The organism is Bernardetia aquimarina, from assembly GCF_042180575.1.
In the GTDB taxonomy this organism is placed as follows: Bacteria; Bacteroidota; Bacteroidia; order Cytophagales; family Bernardetiaceae; genus Bernardetia.
Genome location: NZ_CP170094.1, coordinates 4316176 through 4335016, shown reverse-complemented (window position 1 = coordinate 4335016; position 18841 = coordinate 4316176). Strand labels below are relative to the sequence as shown.

15 protein-coding genes are annotated in these 18841 nt (G+C 31.5%); 4 read left to right on the top strand and 11 right to left on the bottom strand.

Annotated elements, in window-relative coordinates; genetic code table 11:
- Nucleotides 1-19 precede the first annotated feature (19 nt).
- The 5 genes from ACE193_RS18600 to rlmN form a co-directional block, all read right to left on the bottom strand.
- Nucleotides 20-1111 carry a hypothetical protein gene (locus ACE193_RS18600; RefSeq protein WP_375559719.1) on the bottom strand — a complete coding sequence of 364 codons (1092 nt, stop codon included), beginning with the start codon at nt 1109-1111 and terminating at the stop codon, nt 20-22.
- Nucleotides 1112-1187: 76 nt separating this feature from the next.
- On the bottom strand, nt 1188-1685 hold the full coding sequence (locus tag ACE193_RS18595; protein ID WP_375559718.1) for a DinB family protein: 498 nt from the start codon (nt 1683-1685) through the stop codon (nt 1188-1190).
- A gap of 261 nt (nt 1686-1946) precedes the next feature.
- Nucleotides 1947-2525 carry a YceI family protein gene (locus ACE193_RS18590; protein WP_375559717.1) on the bottom strand — a complete coding sequence of 193 codons (579 nt, stop codon included), beginning with the start codon at nt 2523-2525 and terminating at the stop codon, nt 1947-1949.
- Nucleotides 2526-2878: 353 nt separating this feature from the next.
- The gene (locus tag ACE193_RS18585) at nt 2879-3352 is read right to left on the bottom strand and encodes an SMI1/KNR4 family protein (protein WP_375559716.1); all 474 of its coding nucleotides are present in this window, start codon (nt 3350-3352) and stop codon (nt 2879-2881) included.
- Between the two features lie 42 nt (nt 3353-3394).
- Nucleotides 3395-4474, bottom strand: coding sequence for a 23S rRNA (adenine(2503)-C(2))-methyltransferase RlmN (gene rlmN, locus ACE193_RS18580; RefSeq protein WP_375559715.1), 1080 nt, complete (start codon nt 4472-4474; stop codon nt 3395-3397).
- Nucleotides 4475-5044: 570 nt separating this feature from the next.
- Here rlmN and ACE193_RS18575 point away from each other — a divergent pair.
- Nucleotides 5045-6685, top strand: coding sequence for a copper amine oxidase N-terminal domain-containing protein (locus ACE193_RS18575; protein WP_375559714.1), 1641 nt, complete (start codon nt 5045-5047; stop codon nt 6683-6685).
- Between the two features lie 143 nt (nt 6686-6828).
- On the opposite strand, the gene ACE193_RS18570 is transcribed toward ACE193_RS18575, so the two are convergent.
- Nucleotides 6829-7365, bottom strand: a complete 537-nt coding sequence (locus tag ACE193_RS18570; RefSeq protein WP_375559713.1) for an O-acetyl-ADP-ribose deacetylase — start codon at nt 7363-7365, stop codon at nt 6829-6831.
- Nucleotides 7366-7896: 531 nt separating this feature from the next.
- Here ACE193_RS18570 and ACE193_RS18565 point away from each other — a divergent pair.
- Entirely contained in the window at nt 7897-8415 is a 519-nt protein-coding gene (locus ACE193_RS18565) for a hypothetical protein (protein WP_375559712.1), read from the top strand.
- 77 nt (nt 8416-8492) lie between these two features.
- Nucleotides 8493-9401: a hypothetical protein gene (locus tag ACE193_RS18560; RefSeq protein WP_375559711.1), complete on the top strand. Its 909-nt coding sequence runs from the start codon at nt 8493-8495 to the stop codon at nt 9399-9401.
- Nucleotides 9402-9610: 209 nt separating this feature from the next.
- On the opposite strand, the gene ACE193_RS18555 is transcribed toward ACE193_RS18560, so the two are convergent.
- Nucleotides 9611-11698 carry a DUF885 domain-containing protein gene (locus tag ACE193_RS18555; protein WP_375559710.1) on the bottom strand — a complete coding sequence of 696 codons (2088 nt, stop codon included), beginning with the start codon at nt 11696-11698 and terminating at the stop codon, nt 9611-9613.
- On the opposite strand from ACE193_RS18555, the gene ACE193_RS18550 reads away from it, so the two are divergent.
- Entirely contained in the window at nt 11669-12418 is a 750-nt protein-coding gene (locus ACE193_RS18550) for an HAD family hydrolase (RefSeq protein WP_375559709.1), read from the top strand. The genes ACE193_RS18555 and ACE193_RS18550 overlap by 30 nt on opposite strands.
- A 24-nt stretch (nt 12419-12442) precedes the next feature.
- On the opposite strand, the gene ACE193_RS18545 is transcribed toward ACE193_RS18550, so the two are convergent.
- The 4 genes from ACE193_RS18545 to ACE193_RS18530 all read right to left on the bottom strand — a co-directional run bounded on the left by ACE193_RS18545 (nt 12443) and on the right by ACE193_RS18530 (nt 18719).
- Nucleotides 12443-16255, bottom strand: a complete 3813-nt coding sequence (locus ACE193_RS18545) for a SpoIIE family protein phosphatase (RefSeq protein ID WP_375559708.1) — start codon at nt 16253-16255, stop codon at nt 12443-12445.
- 45 nt (nt 16256-16300) lie between these two features.
- Nucleotides 16301-17140 carry an MBL fold metallo-hydrolase gene (locus ACE193_RS18540; protein WP_375559707.1) on the bottom strand — a complete coding sequence of 280 codons (840 nt, stop codon included), beginning with the start codon at nt 17138-17140 and terminating at the stop codon, nt 16301-16303.
- A 196-nt stretch (nt 17141-17336) separates the two neighbouring features.
- Complete coding sequence (hemE, locus tag ACE193_RS18535; protein WP_375559706.1) at nt 17337-18368, bottom strand: uroporphyrinogen decarboxylase; 1032 nt, start codon at nt 18366-18368, stop codon at nt 17337-17339.
- Between the two features lie 129 nt (nt 18369-18497).
- Entirely contained in the window at nt 18498-18719 is a 222-nt protein-coding gene (locus tag ACE193_RS18530; protein ID WP_014797151.1) for a DUF2795 domain-containing protein, read from the bottom strand.
- Nucleotides 18720-18841 lie beyond the last annotated feature (122 nt).

Below are 18841 nucleotides of genomic sequence, written 5' to 3'. Positions count from 1 at the left end.
CCCACCGACGACACAAAATCTAAAAAAACGTTTTCTTAAATTCATCACTCACTATTTTCCAAATTTGAGAGAATGAAGCATAAGGAGTTCCATCTTTTTTATTCTGAAAACTAATCACTTGAATAATTTTCATGTGCCAAAAAATATCTTTATACGCCTTCAAAATGGGAGTTTTTGGGTCATAAATATGAGCAGGTTCGGAAGCTACGCCATTTACTTCCATTATTTTTATTCCTTTTCCTTGTTTAAAATCCTCTATTGAAGGCACTTTTATATCAAAACGTCCATAATAATAATTCTCTAAGGACTTCATTATTTCATCAAAAGCAGCTAGGTTTTCTTTTGTAATTAAATCATTTCCATCTAAAAATTTTGTTCCTCTACAATGGTTTCCGATGTGTTCTAAAACGATTTTTTCATTTGTGGGAATTGTTACATTCCATTCTTGTTCAAATTCCTTTTCTAGTCTTTTCTTTTGAAACCTTGCTCTATCAGAATCTTCAATAAGCTGGGCTACTGTTTTTTTTCCATCTCCTTTTACAGTCAAAAATTCTTTTTGTACAATAGAAGTAATAGCAGAATCTCTGAATTTCTTTAATCTTCTATTATTTCGTTCTTTTTTTACTTTGTTTTTCAAATTATTTGGCAATCTATAATACAAAACACCTAATTCAATTGGCTCTGTCAGAAATTCTTGAATAATAAAATCAGACTTATTTTCTTTTGTATATTCATTCAAATAATCTTGTAATTCTTCGAAAGAATCCATTTTTTCTACTCCTTTTCCACGTTCGCCTACCTCTGGTTTTATAATAAATGGAAAGTTAATTTCTTTTTTCTCAATTTCTGATTTTACAAATTCGAATGCTGAATTATGCTTAAAATAAAGCGATTTAGGAAGATACTTTTCATCCAAGAGTTTGAGAATATCTTGTTTGGGCTGTCCTTGCATTCCACTCAAAGGCACAGCAGGATTAACTGATGTAAAATAAGCCAGCGAACCCGAACGCAAAGCCAAATACAAACCATAAGGAACAGTCGGCAAATAGAAAAACCACATAGACCAATATTCAAAATTGGTCAGTTTTATCCACCACAAAGGTTTTTTCATATAAAAATATGTCGTTGGTGGAGACACCAACAACGGCTAAGTCGTTGAGGTCTGAAGCATCAACGAGGATTTTAATTTAGTTTTTAATTGTTTCTTCTTGATGTTGAAGTGTGGCATAAGCTACTCCAAATTCATCAGCAACTTTTACCTGAGGAAATTCATTTTTAACAGCAATTTTGATAATTGCAAAATGATGAATGGTGTGTTCCAAAACGTATAAAAGTTCTCTTTCAACAGTAGAAGTCAATTTTATTCTATCGTGTGGAAGTGTTGCAAAAAGTTCTAATTCTGTTTTTTTATCTAAATTTAATAACGTTTCAGCAATAAAATTTGAAGTTTCGCCTGCTTTCCCAGTATAATTTTCTAGCTCAAGATTGCGTTTTCGTGCGTCGTAATCAACTGATTTATTTTCTATTCCTTCTAAAAGACACGTATAAAATTCTAAAATATGTCTAACGTGTTTTCCTATTGTATTTTTAGAAATGATAGGTAAGGGTTTTGCATATTCTGCATCTGAAAGTTGATGTAAAAGGTCATTAAGCTGCTTCAAAACAGCAATATTAGAATGATTCATAAAAGAAATTTTTGAGATAAAAGTGTAGTTTTATTATTACATTTCCCAATGTTTGTGCAGTTTTTTAAACACCGTATAAACTACGATAAACCCTTTTTAAAATTGATTATAAAAATCAAATTAATTAAAAAGGGTAATTATGTTTTGGTAAAAATACGTAAAGTCTAAGAATTAATAGTGTTTTGAAAACTAATCTAGTTAAAAAGTAGGCTAAATGAATAGTATTACTTTAAAAACTCTTGAAATTGTTCTTAGTGAGTGTTAGTTTTTTACTTCTAAGCTAATAAATACATTTACATCATCTGAAAGAATCCAACTAGAACCTCCTACACCAAAATCTCTCCTATCTATTTCAAAAGAGCCATTGAGTTTGTAACCTGTACTTGTCTTTTCATAAGAAAAAGGAAAAGAAACTGATTTGGTTTTGCCTTTTATGGTAAGGTCAAAGGTAGCTTTATATTTGCCGTCACTTACTTTTGAGATGCTTGTCGATTTCATAGAAATTTTTGGGTGCTTTTCTACACCAAAATATTCGTCTTCTCTCAAATGATTGTCTCTTGCATTATTGTCTGTATCAACTGTTTTGGATGCTACACTTACATCAAACTTGCTACTTGCAAGGTCATCAGGACTAAAATCTACTGTTCCTTGAAAGCCTTTAAAACTTCCATCAACACCAATTCCAGCATTTTTGATTTTGAAAGTAATAGATGAAATAATGGTTTGCTTTACTTGATTTGTACTATTGATAGTTTCTTCGAAAGAATTTGAAGAGATAGAAGACGTAAATCCGAACATAAAAAAAAGGATAACAGGGAGAAATAAAAAATTAAGTTTCATAATAAAATGTGAATTGAGCTAAAAAAATGATTAAAAGTATTGTTTTGAATTATCTGAGTTATTTAGATTATCTATCGAAACAAATGTTAGTTTGCTTCTTATTTCCCCTTTTTTGTTGTTTAATAAGATAATTTACCATTATTGTACCTAAAATACAATTTTAGCTTTATTTTTTCACAAAAACTTTAATAGATAGATTTTTTAAATACTTACTTAATAAGATGGAGATGTTACACAAAGTATGATATTTCTTCATGCTCTTTCTATGGGTTAAATTATTGTTGATGTCTCCACCGACAATGGCAAAAAATAGCTGTTGTTGGTGTCCCCACCAACGACAAAAACATGTATGATTAGCTTTTTATATTACTCTTCAACCCTGAAAAAATCAACTGCATTTCTAAAAACTCCGTAAATGAACTTACTTCTATCCAATCGTTATTCTTATTTCCCTCTGAAAAATAATAAACAGTTGGATTGGGAGAATCATCAACTAAAAAATAAGCCATTTGATATCCTTGATGCATCCAAAAAGTAAAAGCATTTTTAGGTAATTCAGACATATTATTTTCATCAGTTAATTCTTTAGCCCAGTCTTTTAACTCTAGTAGTTCTGGATAAAAAACAGACGAACCTCTCATAAACCTACTTGCACCTTTACCCATTACAGTTAAAAACTCAATATAAGCTATAGGAAGATTGATATCATATAATCTCTGTAAACTATCTATCTTCTTTTGACTTAAAGGAGTAAAAACTTCTCCACTTAACTTCAAAAAATCTACTAGCGAACTTAAATATATAAAACTTGGCCTATTTTGCTTCAAAATTCTCTTTGTTAGATATTTTATCAATATTTTTCTAAAACTCTATCCCTTCTTATTAGCAAGTTGTCCACAAGCTGCATCAATATCTTTTCCTCGGCTTCTTCTGACAGTTGTTCTGACACCTCTTTTAATGAGATAACCAGCAAATTTTTCTATTCGGTCTTCAGTTGGTTTTTTATACTCAGCTTCTTCTATTGGATTATATTCGATGATATTTACCCTACAAGGAACGTATTTACAGAAACGATACAACTCATCAGCATCTTTCAATGAATCATTAAAATCATCAAACAAGATATATTCATACGTAATTCTGTTTCCTGTCTTATCATAAAAATACTTTAAGGCTTCTGCCAAAACTTCCAACGAATTACTCTCATTAATATCCATAATTTCATTACGCTTTTCATCATTTGCAGCGTGTAGAGATAAAGCTAGATTGAATTTTACATTATCATCAGCCAGCATTTTGATAAACTTTGCTATTCCAGCCGTCGAAACAGTTATACGTTTTGGCGACATACCAAGTCCATCTGGAGAAGTAAGCCTATCAATCGATTGTAATACATTTTTATAGTTCATCAACGGCTCACCCATTCCCATATAGACAATATTCGAAAGCGACTGACCATAATTTTCTTCAGCTTGACGAGAAATAGCCACTACTTGGTCATAAATTTCGGCTGCTTCTATGTTTCGTTTTTTGCCCATATAACCTGTTGCACAAAACTTACAAGAAAGCGAACAACCTACTTGTGAAGAAATACAAGCTGTCATTCTATCTGTTGTCGGAATCAAAACTCCTTCTACAATCTTTCCATCATAAAGGCGAAAAGAAGATTTTATAGTTCTGTCATTACTTTTTTGCTCTTCTGCAATCGTCAAAGGATTTATAGCAAAATTTTCTTTTAAAATATCTCTTAGCTTTTGAGAAAGATTTGTCATTTCGTCAAATGAAGTCGTCGATTTTTCCCACAACCATTGCCAAATCTGTTTGGCTCTAAATTTTGGTTCTCCTAATTTTTTGAGTTCTTCTGATATTTCGGCTAAGGTCAGTTTGCGAATATCTGTTTTTTTATTCTCTATCTCTTTTAATGATAATTTTATAGTAGGCGTATCCATAATGTAGTTTTATTCTTCTTTATTAGTTTGATTTTACAAAAATACGAAATTATTAGGGCATTAATTATAAAACGATGCTCTTGAATATAATTTTCAGTTTTTTCATCACAAAACTCCTTATACAAACCACAACATAAAAAACATTTTTTCAAATTTAATACCTTAATTATCAACACTTAACAAAAATAGTTAATTAAATTACTTACAATTTTTATAAAAAAAACTCTTTTTATTATCGAAAATTCAAAATTGCATCTTTTATCAATAGAAATTTGATAAATAACGTACAAATTCTAAAAAAGTAGTAATTTTTAAAAAAACTAACTCTGTAAATTATTTACGATTTTTTTGTTAAAAATTTGGAATTGTAAAATTAACCTGCTTAATTTGTTTAATAATTAACAAAGATAACTACTTTAAAACATTAGCTAATTATCTACAAAACAGCTTAATAATTTAAGCTACACAAAAAAGTATATTGATTGCTTTTTTATTTTTATTAATAGTATGCAAACATACTATAAAGTTAATTAACTTTATTAAATTCCCCTAACACACAATTCATAGATTATGAAAATATTAAAATTAAATTTATCTTACATTGCATTTCTCTTAGTAATTGCAATCGGATTCACTTCTTGTCAAGAAGAAGATATTTTAGAACAGGCTAAACTAAAAAATCAAGAAGTAGAATCAACAGATCCTGCTATTGCTGCTACCTCTAATAAAAAGAACAAATCTGGTCAAGAAACGCATACGGCTTCTAGTACAGTACGAGTGCTTGTCAATGGTAATCCTCTTACTTGGCCTAACTATAGAGCAAACCCTGTCAATCTCAATGGCTATGTAATGGTTCATATGAATACTATTTTCACACGTTTGGGTTATTCTGTTCAATGGATACAAAGTGATCCTAATCGATCTGGTCTTTCTAGTGTAATTGCTACCAAACCAGGAAGAACTATTCAGATTTGGGTAGGCGACACATGGGCAAAAGTAAATGGAAACTGGATACAGTCTACTGCTGCTCCTTATAATAATAATGGGTATGTTATGGTACACTCTCGTTTTGTAGCTGACCATTCAGGAGCGCAAACTGAATGGGATCAGCAAACTACTTCGGTTCAGATTTATTATTATGATGAATTAGATTACGGATTCTATTTCTTTGATTCTCAACCAACTAACAATCCAGGTGGTGATGCTGTGGGTTGTCAGAAATATGTACCAGGTGTTGCAAATCCATTTTTTGATCCTTCTAAACCAACTATTATTTATGTACATGGTAATGCTCCTGAAAGTGTAGTAAACAAATCTCGTGAAGACTTTTTACTTACTGATGGTGGTCTAAACGTTCAAAGTCATAATATTTGGAAACAACAAGGTTGGAATGTAGCTATTTTTTATTGGATTCAGTTTGCAGATGAAGGTATTGCTCACTCTGCTCCTCCTATTCGTGTAGAAAAGAAAATCTATGACCATAATACAGATGTAGGTATGCGTTGGAAAGGTTCGAATGGTAATTTTTATGTTACTACAGGTGTTACAAACCGTCCTATCAAAAATTTATTTGAAGAAAAATACAGAGAAATATTTTATAATGGATATAGTGGAGAAATAAGAATTGTAGGTAATTCTCTTGGAGGAAACTTAACAATGGCAGGTCTTTTAGAAGTCTATAGAAACGGTGGACGTTTGCCTTCTCGTGTTACTTTAATGGATCCTTTTTGGACACCAGCAAGAAGTGATGTTGATCCTGCAAATGTACGAAAAGTAAATTTTGATGAAAATGTAAACTCTTCTGATGAATATGCAGGACTTTCAGCAGAACTACTTGCAGGTAGAGGCGTAGCTATTGAATATTTCCGTACAAGTCTTCTAGGTGCAGGTGGACTTTCTGCACGAGTAGGGCGTACTGCTGCTGTTACTCATTTTGGCGCAGAGTTTTTAGGGAATAATCATTTTAGAAAACATACTGTTCCTGTTCGTCAGTATTTTCATTCTCGTAGTGTAGCACCTCCTTTAGAAATTTTCCGTCCTAACCCTTGGACTGATTGGGCATTAACAGGTTTACAAGCTGGTTCGGCTTCTACATCTACAGCAAGAATCAAACAAATGATGCGTTCGGACAAACACTGGAATCAAATCTTTGGTAGAGGTACAGCTTCTATGGCAGATGACCAAATGGAAATCCGTAATGGTCTTTGGTAGAAAATAAAACAAGATATTAAAGAACAAAGCATCTTTAATGAAATAGGAATAATTCTTATTCTTCAACATTAAAGATTGTGTTTTGGTAGTAAAATAGTATTGAAAGAGGTTATCTTAATTTTAGGATAACCTCTTTTTTTCGATTATAAACTTTCAATCATCATCAATCGCTCATAAATTTTGTAATTCTCTTCATCAAAACAAACAAAAACTATTTCTTCTAAGATAGAACTCTTACTTTGTTTTACAAACTCATTTACTGTGTTTAATGCAATTTCGGCTGCTTCTTCTTTTGGAAATTTATAAACCCCTGTACTGATGTTTGGAAATGAAATTGTTTTGAGTTGTAATTCTTGAGCAATTTTGAGAGAATTTTGATAACAGTTTGCTAAAAGTTCTCTTTCTCCATGTTCTCCATCTTGCCAAACCGAGCCTACTGTATGAATAACATATTTTGCTGGTAGGTTTCCTGCTGTTGTATAAACGGCTTCTCCTGTCTTGCAACCTCCTTGTTTGTTGCGTATTTTAATACATTCTTCCAAAATTTCTTTTCCTCCTGCTCTATGAATTGCTCCATCCACGCCTCCACCTCCCAAAAGTGATGTATTTGCAGCGTTTACGATAACATTAACAGGTATTTTGGTAATATCGCCTTTTTGTAATGAAAGTTTAATTGACATATAATCTGGGATTAATAATTATTTTTTTATGTACTTTTCTACTATTTTTTTGTCAGAAATAATGTTTTTTAATAAAAAATGATTATGTTTGAGACATCATAAGGAAAGCAAATACAATTTTAAGAAAATTGTTTTGGAGAGATGCTAAAGAAATCAGTTCAGAGCAGTTTTTATTTCTTTCTATAAAGCCAAAAATATATTTTTGATGCTACTTTTAGAGAAAGTAACAAAAACTAAAAGCTATTTTTTTAACTCCCACTTTTTTCACAACAACTACTTTTTGCCCTTTTTACTCTTGCAGTAAAAAGGGTTTTTTATGGTTCTTACTTTTTAGACCTCGTTTTATAATTTTATTTTCAAACATATTTTAACATAAACTTTTCTAATTTCGAATGATAATTTGTACATTGAGGTAAATATTCAGAGTAATTAGAAAAATTGACATAGAACCAAATATAAATTTCTATTTCTTGTTTTTGATAATTTTCTATATTTTAAAGTTCATTTTATCACTAAATTTTACCTTACGTTATGCACATGCAAAAATTTCGTATTTCGTTATTTGCCTTATTATTAAGTTCTGTTTTCCTTTTTAGTTGTGGAGGAAAGAAAAAAACAAATACAGAAACTACGACAACCACAACAACAACAACTGATAATAGTTCAACAGCTACTGAAACGATGCCTGAAGAAGTAGAAGGTGGTGCACTCAACAAATTTTTCCCAAAAGAAGAAGGAGCATATAAAGTAGTTTATAATCAAGAAAAAGATGGTTTTGTACAAGCAAGCCTAGAACAAGACGGAAAAGAAGTTGCTACTCTTGCAGTTAGTGATTTGAGTACCAATATGGATACAAAAGCTAAATATACTGAATCAACAATGAAAGTAGGAGCTTATCCTGCACTCACAAAAGGTTCGAAAGGAACGACTATCTTGGTAGGTGACCGTTATCAAGTCAGTATTCGTTCAAAAGATGATAGTTTTAATGAAGATATGCGTAAAGCGTGGTTTGAAAAATTTGACCTTGCTGGACTAGCTAACCTTAAATAATCAATCAATCTTTTTGACACTTTGGATGTCTTAAAATTCTAAGTAAAAAATTTTCAACTACTTAAATATACAACTATATGTTTTTTGGTTCTGATGACAAACCTGCTTCTATTGTAGAAGCTATAAATGATCTGCCTGAATCGGGCGTTACTATCTATGCACTTAAAGCCCTAGATTTTGTAGTTCCAGGAGAATGGAACAATCCAACTGACTTTGATACGCTGATGCGTGAAGTTACAGGTGAAACTGACGATGATTTTTTAGAAGAAGTAAAGGCAAAAGCAGAAGAACTTTATGCTGACGAATCTGAAGGTTACCAAACAGCCATCAAAATTTTTAAGATGGTAGATACGGCTGATACAGCTTTGGGTGCTGCTGCAATGGCTGATAAACTAGCTGATAGTGTTGGATTTCTTTCTTTTATGAAAGACCTTACTCCAAAAGCTGATACTGTTCAAAGTATTGATTTAGCTATCAAAATTACGGCTGAACTTCTTGCTTTTACAAAAATAAATGGAATACCAGGAGATAGTTTTGGCGATTTCGTAGGTGCTTTAGGCAACTATGCAGGGGAAAGCAAAATGCGTATGGCAGGAATTATAGCCTTTGATGGTGTACTTCCTCTAGGTCCTGATTTTGCTGAACTTGTAATGGATAAGTTGCAATCTATAAGTGTCGATAAAGTAGAAGATAATTCTGTGTTCAAAAAGATGGCAGAGTATATTCCAGGAATTGGTGCTGCTGATAAACTAAATTTTGTCAAACAAGCATTTAGCCATACAAAAGGCTGGATTAGTAATTTCCAATCTGAAAATAATATAAATTCAGAAAAAGTAATTGCAAGCCTTTCAGAATATATTTCATTAGCTGACACCAAATTAGATTATGTAGCTGCATTCTTAGATGCTTCGACAAACTACTTTGAGCATACAGGAACACAAACAGTAGCTGCTCGTTTGATTGAACGTGCTGTCAATGAAGTTTAATTTTTAGTTTATTATAAAACAAGAGAATCCATTTCTACAAAAAATAGAAATGGATTTTTGATGGATTTTTGTTTGTCTATAAGTTTTCATGTATTCTATAACTACATTTTTTCATATAAATCGTTCGTCAAAGCCAAGCAAAAACTAACAAATAGCAATATTTTTTTCACTTCATTATACCTTTGTCCTAATTTATTTTTTTCATCTTATTATTGTTTTTCTACTGCTTCTTGTTTTATTTCTGCTTCTCGGATGGCTTTCTTTTTTTCGGTAACGAAATGCTCAACTTGTTTTTTTAAGACAGGAAGAGGAATATGTCCATTTTTTAATAATAGTTCATGAAATTCTTTAAGATTAAAATTTTCCTCTAACGCATCTTCTGTGTATTCTCTTAGATTTTTGAAATAAATTTTACCAATTTTATAAATCGTTGCTTGTGCAGGACGAACGACAATTTTATCCACTTCATCAGTCATATCTTCTCTGGGAAGTCCTGTATTTTCTACCAAAAAATTGATGGATTCTTCTCTTGTCCATTGTTTGAGATGAATTCCTGTATCGGCTACCAAAAGTGACGTAATGAAAAGTTCGTGCTGAATTTTGCCAATTCTAGTATATAAATCTTTGTAATAATCAATAGAATTTCTGTTTTCATCCTTTAATAAATCTGCAAAATAACCTTCCCAACCTTCATAATAGACATCAAATTGCAAAACCCTTCTAAAAGTAGGAATATCTGTAAGTTGTTGCTCGTACCACGATTGAATATAACGTCCTCCTGCCTTTTCATAAATCCAAACAGGCATTTTATTTTGAGGAATATTTTGAGCTTTTTTTAAATTAATATAAAGTAATTGAGATGTATCACTTTTTCCAATATGAAACTTTAATAAAGGCGAACTATTCTGTAAAGGAATCTCAACTTGAAGTAATTTTAGTGGCTCTTTGGGCTGATGCAAGAAGAAATGACTAAATGATTGAAAGGCAGAATCTGAATAACGTTGGTAAGCATCTAAGTAATTTTTGTAATTATCATTAATTTCAAAATCACTAGGCAAATGATTATTTATGCGAGCCAAGTTTTTTGAAATAGAATCTTTTTGTGGAAATTTTAATGAATCAAAAATACCTGTCAGTTCTTCTCTCAAATCACTAATTTCGCCCAAACCTCTATAATGATATTCTTCGGCTGACTCTTCTTGTGAAATATGAGCATGAACCATAAGCATTGTATTATAATACATAATAGCTGTGGCACTATCATAACCCAATTTCCAAACTCCAGCATCATTATTTGATAATTCAAGTTCATTTTTTAAATAATTCAATAGTTTGCGATAAGCAGGGTACACATCCTTTTCCATAATTGCTTTAGCTTCTGCTTTTAAATCACGCTTAGGACCTCTAACATCTATTAGTTGCTTATTTAGCGAATCAAAATGATTAGGATGTTTTAATATTCGATTATCTGGGTCTTCTACTTTACGAGCAAAATCTCGGTACAGTAAATTATATTTTACATCTCTTGAAATAAAATCTTCAATCTCTTCAATTACTCTTTCTAAAATGAAACGAGGAGGAATTACATTAGCTTCTTTTCTGGATTCTAAAAGCTGAATGAGTTGGTCAAATTTATCATCAAATTTGGACAATCGCTCCAAGTAATCTTCAGCATCGCCAAGCGTTTCGATTTGATGTACTTCCATCATAAAACGAGGCAATTCTACTTGAATTCCATTAATATGATTTACTGGATATTCGTACTGACGAAAAGCATTTCTATAAATTTCTAGCTCTAAATACCAATCTAGTATTTCAGTAGATAAAATTTCTTCTTCGGTTTGTTGTGAGCGTTTGTAGGTTCTGAGCATTTCAAAATTACGAACAATACTTTCTTCATATCGTCTATCACGTTCTGCATCAGAAATATCTGTTAGTTGGCTATTATGATAGGTAATTCCGTATTTCTCTAAAAGATGCAAACGGCTCATCAGTTCTGGGTCATCTTGACCATATTCTATAAACATGCGTTCATAAAACAGTTCGATACTAAAAGGCTTAAACCAAATTAGATTACAGACCCAAATACTAAAAATAATAAATACAAAAATAAATAAACGCAAAATAACATTTCCTACTTTTAGCTGTTCTAAATAAGAAATTGTTTTATGACTTATATGTATCCACAACCTACGCCACGCAAATTTGCTATGAATGACATCTCCTCTACTCGCCATATTAAGCGTAGTATTTCTGCTGGGAATATTATGTTGAATATCTTCTTTGACCTCGACCATACATTATGGGATTTTGAGCAAAATTCTAAACAAACTTTGTTTAGTTTGTATCAAAAGTATGAATTATCTGATAAAGTTATTAATAATGAAACAATAAGTTTTGATGATTTTTTAATTGCCTTCCAAACTACAACTAAATTTCTTTGGAAACAACATCATGAAGGCTTGGTAGATAAAGTAAAGATAAGACAACGTCGTTTTATGCTTATCTTCGAAGAGCTACATACAATGAAACATAAAAGAGAACAATTTGATAAAACGTCTTATCAGAGTGCTACTTATAACCTTTTAGAAGAATTAGAAAATGAGTATCAGTATAATTGTCCTCGTCAGCCCAATCTTTTACCTTTTGTCTTAGAAATGCTTACTTATTTGCAATCTAAAGGTTATCAACTTCATATTCTTACTAATGGTTTTGAAGAAAGCCAAAAACTAAAACTAGAGTATTCAGGTATTTTACATTTCTTCAAAAATATTATTACATCAGATTGTACAGGGTTTACCAAACCAAATCCTATTATTTTCAATCATGCACTTGCTATCTCTAACGCTACACCTCAAAACTCTATTATGATTGGCGATAGTTTTGATGCTGATATTTTGGGCGCACGCTCACTAGGAATAAAAACTATTTTTTATAATCCTTACCAAAAAACACCTCAACATTCGGTGGCAAGTTATGATATTTCGTGTTGGAGGGAGATTGAAGGGATTTTGTAGAAAATTATGAATTTTATTTTTTATCTAAACTCTAAAGCCCAAAACAGTAATATCATCACGTTGTTCTATTTTACCTTGATGAATATCTAAAGCCTCTTCGATTTTACTTTCCTGTTCTTGCATAGATAGGGATAGATTTTTCTCTACTAATTCTATTAACTTATGTGTTCCGAATTTTGCTCCTTTTGGATTGGATTGGTCAGCAAAACCATCTGTTGTTAGATAAATACTTGTTCCTTTTTCTAAAAGCAGCTCGTTGTTTTCAAAGACTTTTCCTTTTACACGATGTGAACCTATCGAACGTCTTGTTCCAGATATATTCTCTAAGGTAGAAGAGTTGGGTAAAGCATACCAAAATGGACGTTTTGCACCCGAAAAACTCACTTTTACTTTCTCATCAGTGTTTGTCTGTTCGAAGACACAAATAGCTGCATCCATTCCATCTTTATTAGTTTGCTCTCCTTTTTGAAGTGAATTTTTGAGTATTACATCCAAATCTTCAAGAATTTGAGCTGGATTTGTGATGTGTTTTTCGTTGATTATTTCATGCAAAAAAGTATTTCCAATCAACGACATAAATGCCCCTGGAACACCATGTCCTGTACAATCTACGGCAGCAATAACTATTTTATTAGTATTGGTTTCTTTATCAAAAACAGTTGTGAACCAATAAAAATCACCTGAAACAATATCTTTTGGACGATATAGAATAAAAAACTCGTCTATATTTTTTTTGATAAGTTCTTTTGATGGTAAAACGGCTGCTTGTATCGTTCTTGCATATCGAATAGAATCGGTAATATGTTGATTTTTTTCGTTTATGGTTGCATAAGATTGAGCATTCGAAACAGCAATGGCTGCATAAGAAGCTAATGAACGCAAAATAGTAAAATGATTATTCTGATAAGAATCCTTAGCAAAACTCTGAACAGTCAAAACGCCAATAGCTTTTTCTTGCACAACTAAAGGAAGATAAATCAGTGATTGTGGAAGTTCTCCTACTTCTAATTCTTTGGTGTGATAGGCAGGAAAATCTTTCTCAAAATTATTTGTAGAAATTTCTTTTTGATGTATGAAAGATTGAACAGCTAGTTTTTGTTTGTCTTCCAATGAATCAGAATTGAAAGGGAGTATTTGTCCATTTTCCACAAACCCCCTAAAATCAATTTGTTGTCGATAAGGATTGAAAACGCCTATTCCAAATCCTTCTGCTGGCATAAGACTATTTACACTTTCATAGAGCATTCCGATTAGTTCGGTCAAATCTAGTGTAGCCGTAATTTGCTGACCTATATCTGCAAGTGTTTGAATATTTTGATAAGACTTTTCTATTTCTTCTTTTTGTTGTTCAATATTTTGTTTTTGCATCAAAACCTCCTCTTTTTGCTGTTCTAGTTCACCATTAGCAAGACGAAGTTCTGATGTTCTTTCTTTTACTGTTTCTTCTAGTTTTTGATTTTTGTATTTAAGCCTTCTTACATTATAACGAATACCCGAATAGGTCAGAATAGAAACAAGCAAAATTCCAACTACAAAATATAAGATATAAGCTAAAGGTGTTTTATAAAAAGGAGGTTCTATCTTGAAATCATATTTTGTAATTTTACTTTTTGTATCATAGACATTTTTAGCTTCTACTTCAAACGAATATCTTCTAGCATTTAGGTTAGTGTATTCCTTTTTTGTTTCAGTTGTCCATTCTGACCATTTTTTGTCATAGCCATTTAATTTATATCTAAAAACTGTATTTTGCTCGTCCAAAGAGTTATTTGAGCTATAAAAAAAAGTAAGTGAGTTTTGCTCATAATTCAGTATTGGATTATTATTTTGTTCTGTATAGTTTTCATAAAAAAGCACAGAGTCAGCTTGCATTATCTTACGAATAAAGACATTAAACTCTGCTTTTTGATAATTTTCATCTTCTAAATCTAAGTAAAAAAGACCTTCAGAAGTACCAAGAGCAATCTTACCTATTCGTTTTATTGTACCTCCTGCATTCAAAAATTTATAAATAGAAATAGAATTATCAGTAAGTCTAGTGGTAGGTAACTTTTTTGATGTATTATTTTTGGTATTGAATAAGTAATAATCTGTTTTATCAGTTGCACCTATTCGCAGTACAATATTTTCATCATCTATATCATTAATTTCTACCACATATTGATTTTCTTGTATCAATTTGCTGATAGATTGTTGTACCTCAAAACCATTATTTTTCCAAATATATACCAATGAATCTGCTGCTATATAAATTTGATTGTTATGCTTTTCTAAATTACGTGTAGTATGATTAAATTCTATACCTTGTTTCTCTAAAGTATCTTTCTCTTGATAGAGATGTAGTTTTTCTTCTCCGTCAATTACAAATAATAAGTTATCCTGCATCTCCAATCCTAATATAGTTAGGTCAGAGATAACTTGTTTAAAGTCATTTTTAGTGCTGTTGATGTAATCCAATTGATAGATTCCTTTTCTATTTGAAAGTCCTACATATAATCTATCAGAAGTATTTGACGATTCAATGAGATGATTTATAGAACTTTCTACTCCTTCAAAAGTAGTCCAAGAGTTGTTTGTGATTTTATTAATTCCTGTATTAGTAGCTGCAAAAAATAAAGAATCTTTGCCTAAAGCAACTGTTTTCATTATCCATGTTTGAAATGAACTTCCTTGTAAAGGTAGAAAGTTATTTTGGTCATTATCATAATAAAAAACGCCATTTGTTGTACTGACATAAAATTGTTTTTTATATTTACTTGCATCAGTTATAATACCAGAAAGTCCTCTACCTTCACCATATTTAGTAAAAGGAGAGCCAGTTTCTATTTTAGCTACTCCTTTTGCAAGAGCGACCCATAAATTTTGTTGATTATCAAATTCTACTTCATATACTTTGTCTGTTAAACCTTCTGTTTGAGTAAACTGAAAAAGTTTTTTACCTGCTGGGTTTATACAAATAAGACCATAACGAAGTGTAGAAATATAATAATTACCATCTTTTCCTAGAACTGCATTATACATAGACTTAATTTCATCTACTGTCAGTTCGGTTTCAAAAACTCTAAATTGCTTATTATTAGGGGTATAAATAAGGAGGGATGATGTGTTTCTTCCTACCAAAATCTCATTATTTTTTGTTTGTCTTGTTGGGTCAGAATAAGGAAGTAAAAAATAAATGCCACTATTATCTATTAGGTCATCATTTGTAATAAATTTTAATTTATCATCTTCTAGTTTTCTCAAGCCAAATCCCCTATCTAATGCATATAACTCATCATTTACATAATATATAGAGTAAAAATATTTCCCCTCTGCTGTCCATTTATCAACTTTTCCATTTTGATAGCGAAATATATATTTATCTGTACTAAAAAATGCCCCTTGAGGTGTAGATTTTACTTTCCATACTTCTCCAAAATTTCTATCTGCTGAATCCAACAAATCCATGAAAGAAATAAACTCTAATTTTCCAGTAGAATCAGACTCTAACTTTCCTATCTGATTGACTGCACCTATAAACACAGTATTTTTTTCATCAATATCTAATGTGCGTATATAACTTACTTTTGGTACTTCTATGGTACGCCAATTTTTTCCATCAAATTGTAAAACTCCTTTTGTATTAGCAAAATAAATAATTCCTCTGTTATCTATTTTTACAGACATATTTACAATACCAGCTTGATATTCTTTGGGAGAATAAAGGCGAGTAAAAGGCATTGCATCAAAACCTATGTCAGTTTGAGCATAGGTTTTTGTATAATTTAAGGTAGCTAAAAGAGGAACTACACCTGTAATAAATCCAAGAAAAAAACGAAATAATATTATTTTTATCATATAGAGTAAAGGGAATGTAAAAAGGGGAATTTACATGTTCACAAACTACACAAAATCACTCAGTTTTCCAATTTCTTTTGGCATAATTCCTCTGTCAGTTTTTTGTAATGTACAACATTGATTTATTGGGTCGTGTTCGAAAAATAAAATATAATCATTTTCGACAGCTTCATTTAGTAACTCTTCTTTTTCAGTAAGTGTCTTTAAAGGTCTCATATCATACGCCATAATATAAGGCAAACGCACATGATGAACCGATGGAATAAGGTCCGCACAAAAAACAATCGTTCTGTCTTTGTATTTTAGTTGAGGCAACATTTGTTTTTCGGTATGTCCATCCACAAAACGCAAATCAAAAGGCAAGGAATCATTTTTTTGATTACTAGAAAGAAGTTTTAATTGTCCACTTTCTTTTATGGGAAGAATATTTTCTTTCAAAAATGACGCTTTTTCTCGTGGGTTTGGTTCAATAGCCCAGTTCCAATGTTCTGTATTTGACCAATAAGTAGCCTCATCAAAAACAGGAATGAGTTTGTCTTTTTTTCTTTTTATTGCTCCTCCACAGTGGTCAAAATGCAAATGAGTAAGAAAAACGTCTGTAATATCAGAAGTAGAAAAGCCTTTTTGTTTTAATGAATTTTCTAAAGAATCCTCGCCATGCAAATGAAAATGACCAGTAAATTTTTCGTCTTGCTTATTACCTATTCCTGTATCGATAAGAATAAGTTTATTTGAATCTTCTATCAAAAGACAACGCATTGCCCACGTACACATATTGTTTTGGTCAGCAGGATTGAGTTTTTGCCACATTACCTTCGGTACAACGCCAAACATTGCTCCACCATCTAATTTAAAAAGTCCTGTATCTATTGTATGTAATGTCATTTTTTTTGAGATTGGTTTGAAAAAATAAAAAAATCCTATAATAGCATAAGAACTAAAATAGGAGTTTTGTTTTTGACTCTTAATAGATTTTGGACTGATAGCAATAAAAACTTATTACAGGATAAAATTTGATACATACGAAGTCTAATTTATTACCAGTCCAATATTAGATAAGAGCTAATTCTTTTCTTTTTTCCTAATACTTCCAAGCCTTAACAGTATCAATAAAATGCTTGACTTTATTAAAATCTAAATCTGGATAAACGCCATGACCAAGATTGGCAATATGTTTTCCTTTTCCAAAAGAAGTAAGCATTTTCTTCGTTTCTGCTTCTATAGTTTCATACGAACCATACAAAACACAAGGGTCAAGATTTCCTTGCAAAACTTTGTCGTTTCCTATCAATTTTCTTGATTCTTCAATCGGCATTGTCCAGTCCATTCCAACTACATGACAATTTAGTTTTCCAAAATCGGCTCTAGCTGCATGTTGGTCTTTTCCAAAAACAATAGTAGGCACTTCATCAATCGCTTCTACAATTTGCTGAATGTATTTCAAACTAAATTCTTTGTACTGTTCCAGTCCCAAAACACCAGCCCACGAATCAAAAACCTGTACAATATCTGCACCTGCTCTTATTTGAGCTTTTAGATAAATGATTGTCGAATCTGTAATTTTTTGGAGTAATTGATGCGCTAATTTTGGATTCTCATAAAGTAATCCACGAGGTTTTGAAAAAGTCTTTGAGCCTTTTCCTTCTATCATATAACAAAAAAGCGTGAAAGGCGCACCAGCAAAACCAATGAGGGGAACACGTCCATTCAATTCTTTTTTAGTAATAGAAATGGCTTCGGTTACATAACTCAATTTCTCTTCAATTCCATCCGTAGTCATTTTTTTGACATCACTTTCTGTTTTGATAGTTTGAGGAAAGCGAGGTCCTACTTTTTCTACCATTTCGTAAGGCAAACCCATTGCTTCGGGAATTACCAAAATATCCGAAAAAATAATGGCTGCATCTACTCCCAGTCTATCGACAGGCTGAATAGTTACTTCGGCTGCCAAATGTGGCGTAGTAACAAGCTCAATAAATCCACTTAATTTTGCTCTTAGTTCTCTATATTCAGGCAAGATTCTACCAGCTTGGCGCATTGTCCAGACAGGCGCACGTTCTGTTTGTTCTCCTCTTGCTGTTCTTAAAAGTAAATCGTTTTGTAGGGTCGTCATAATTGGAACATAATCCTCAACGACGGTTTTAACCTCGTTGACGGTTAATAAAAAATAAAAAACTCCATTTCGATACAAAAGTAAGCAAAAGGGAGTTTATAAAGTTAGGTTATTCGTTCAATTTAATGATTAATATTCATCTTCATTAAAAAAGAAGTCGTCTTTAGTTGGATAATCAGGCCAAATCTCTTCGATATTTTCGTAAGGCTCGCCATCATCTTCTAAATCTTGTAGATTTTCCACTACTTCCATAGGCGCACCTGTACGTGTCCCATAATCAATTAATTCATCTTTAGTGGCTGGCCAAGGAGCATCTTCTAAATAAGATGCAAGTTCTAGTGTCCAATACATAGGCTTATATTTGTATTTTTTTTGTAATAATTTAAAATTTTAATCAGTAATTTATCTCAGCATAAGCTAGATTTATATAGGTTTACTCATAAGACTGATTTTTTAATAAGGCTGCAAAGGTA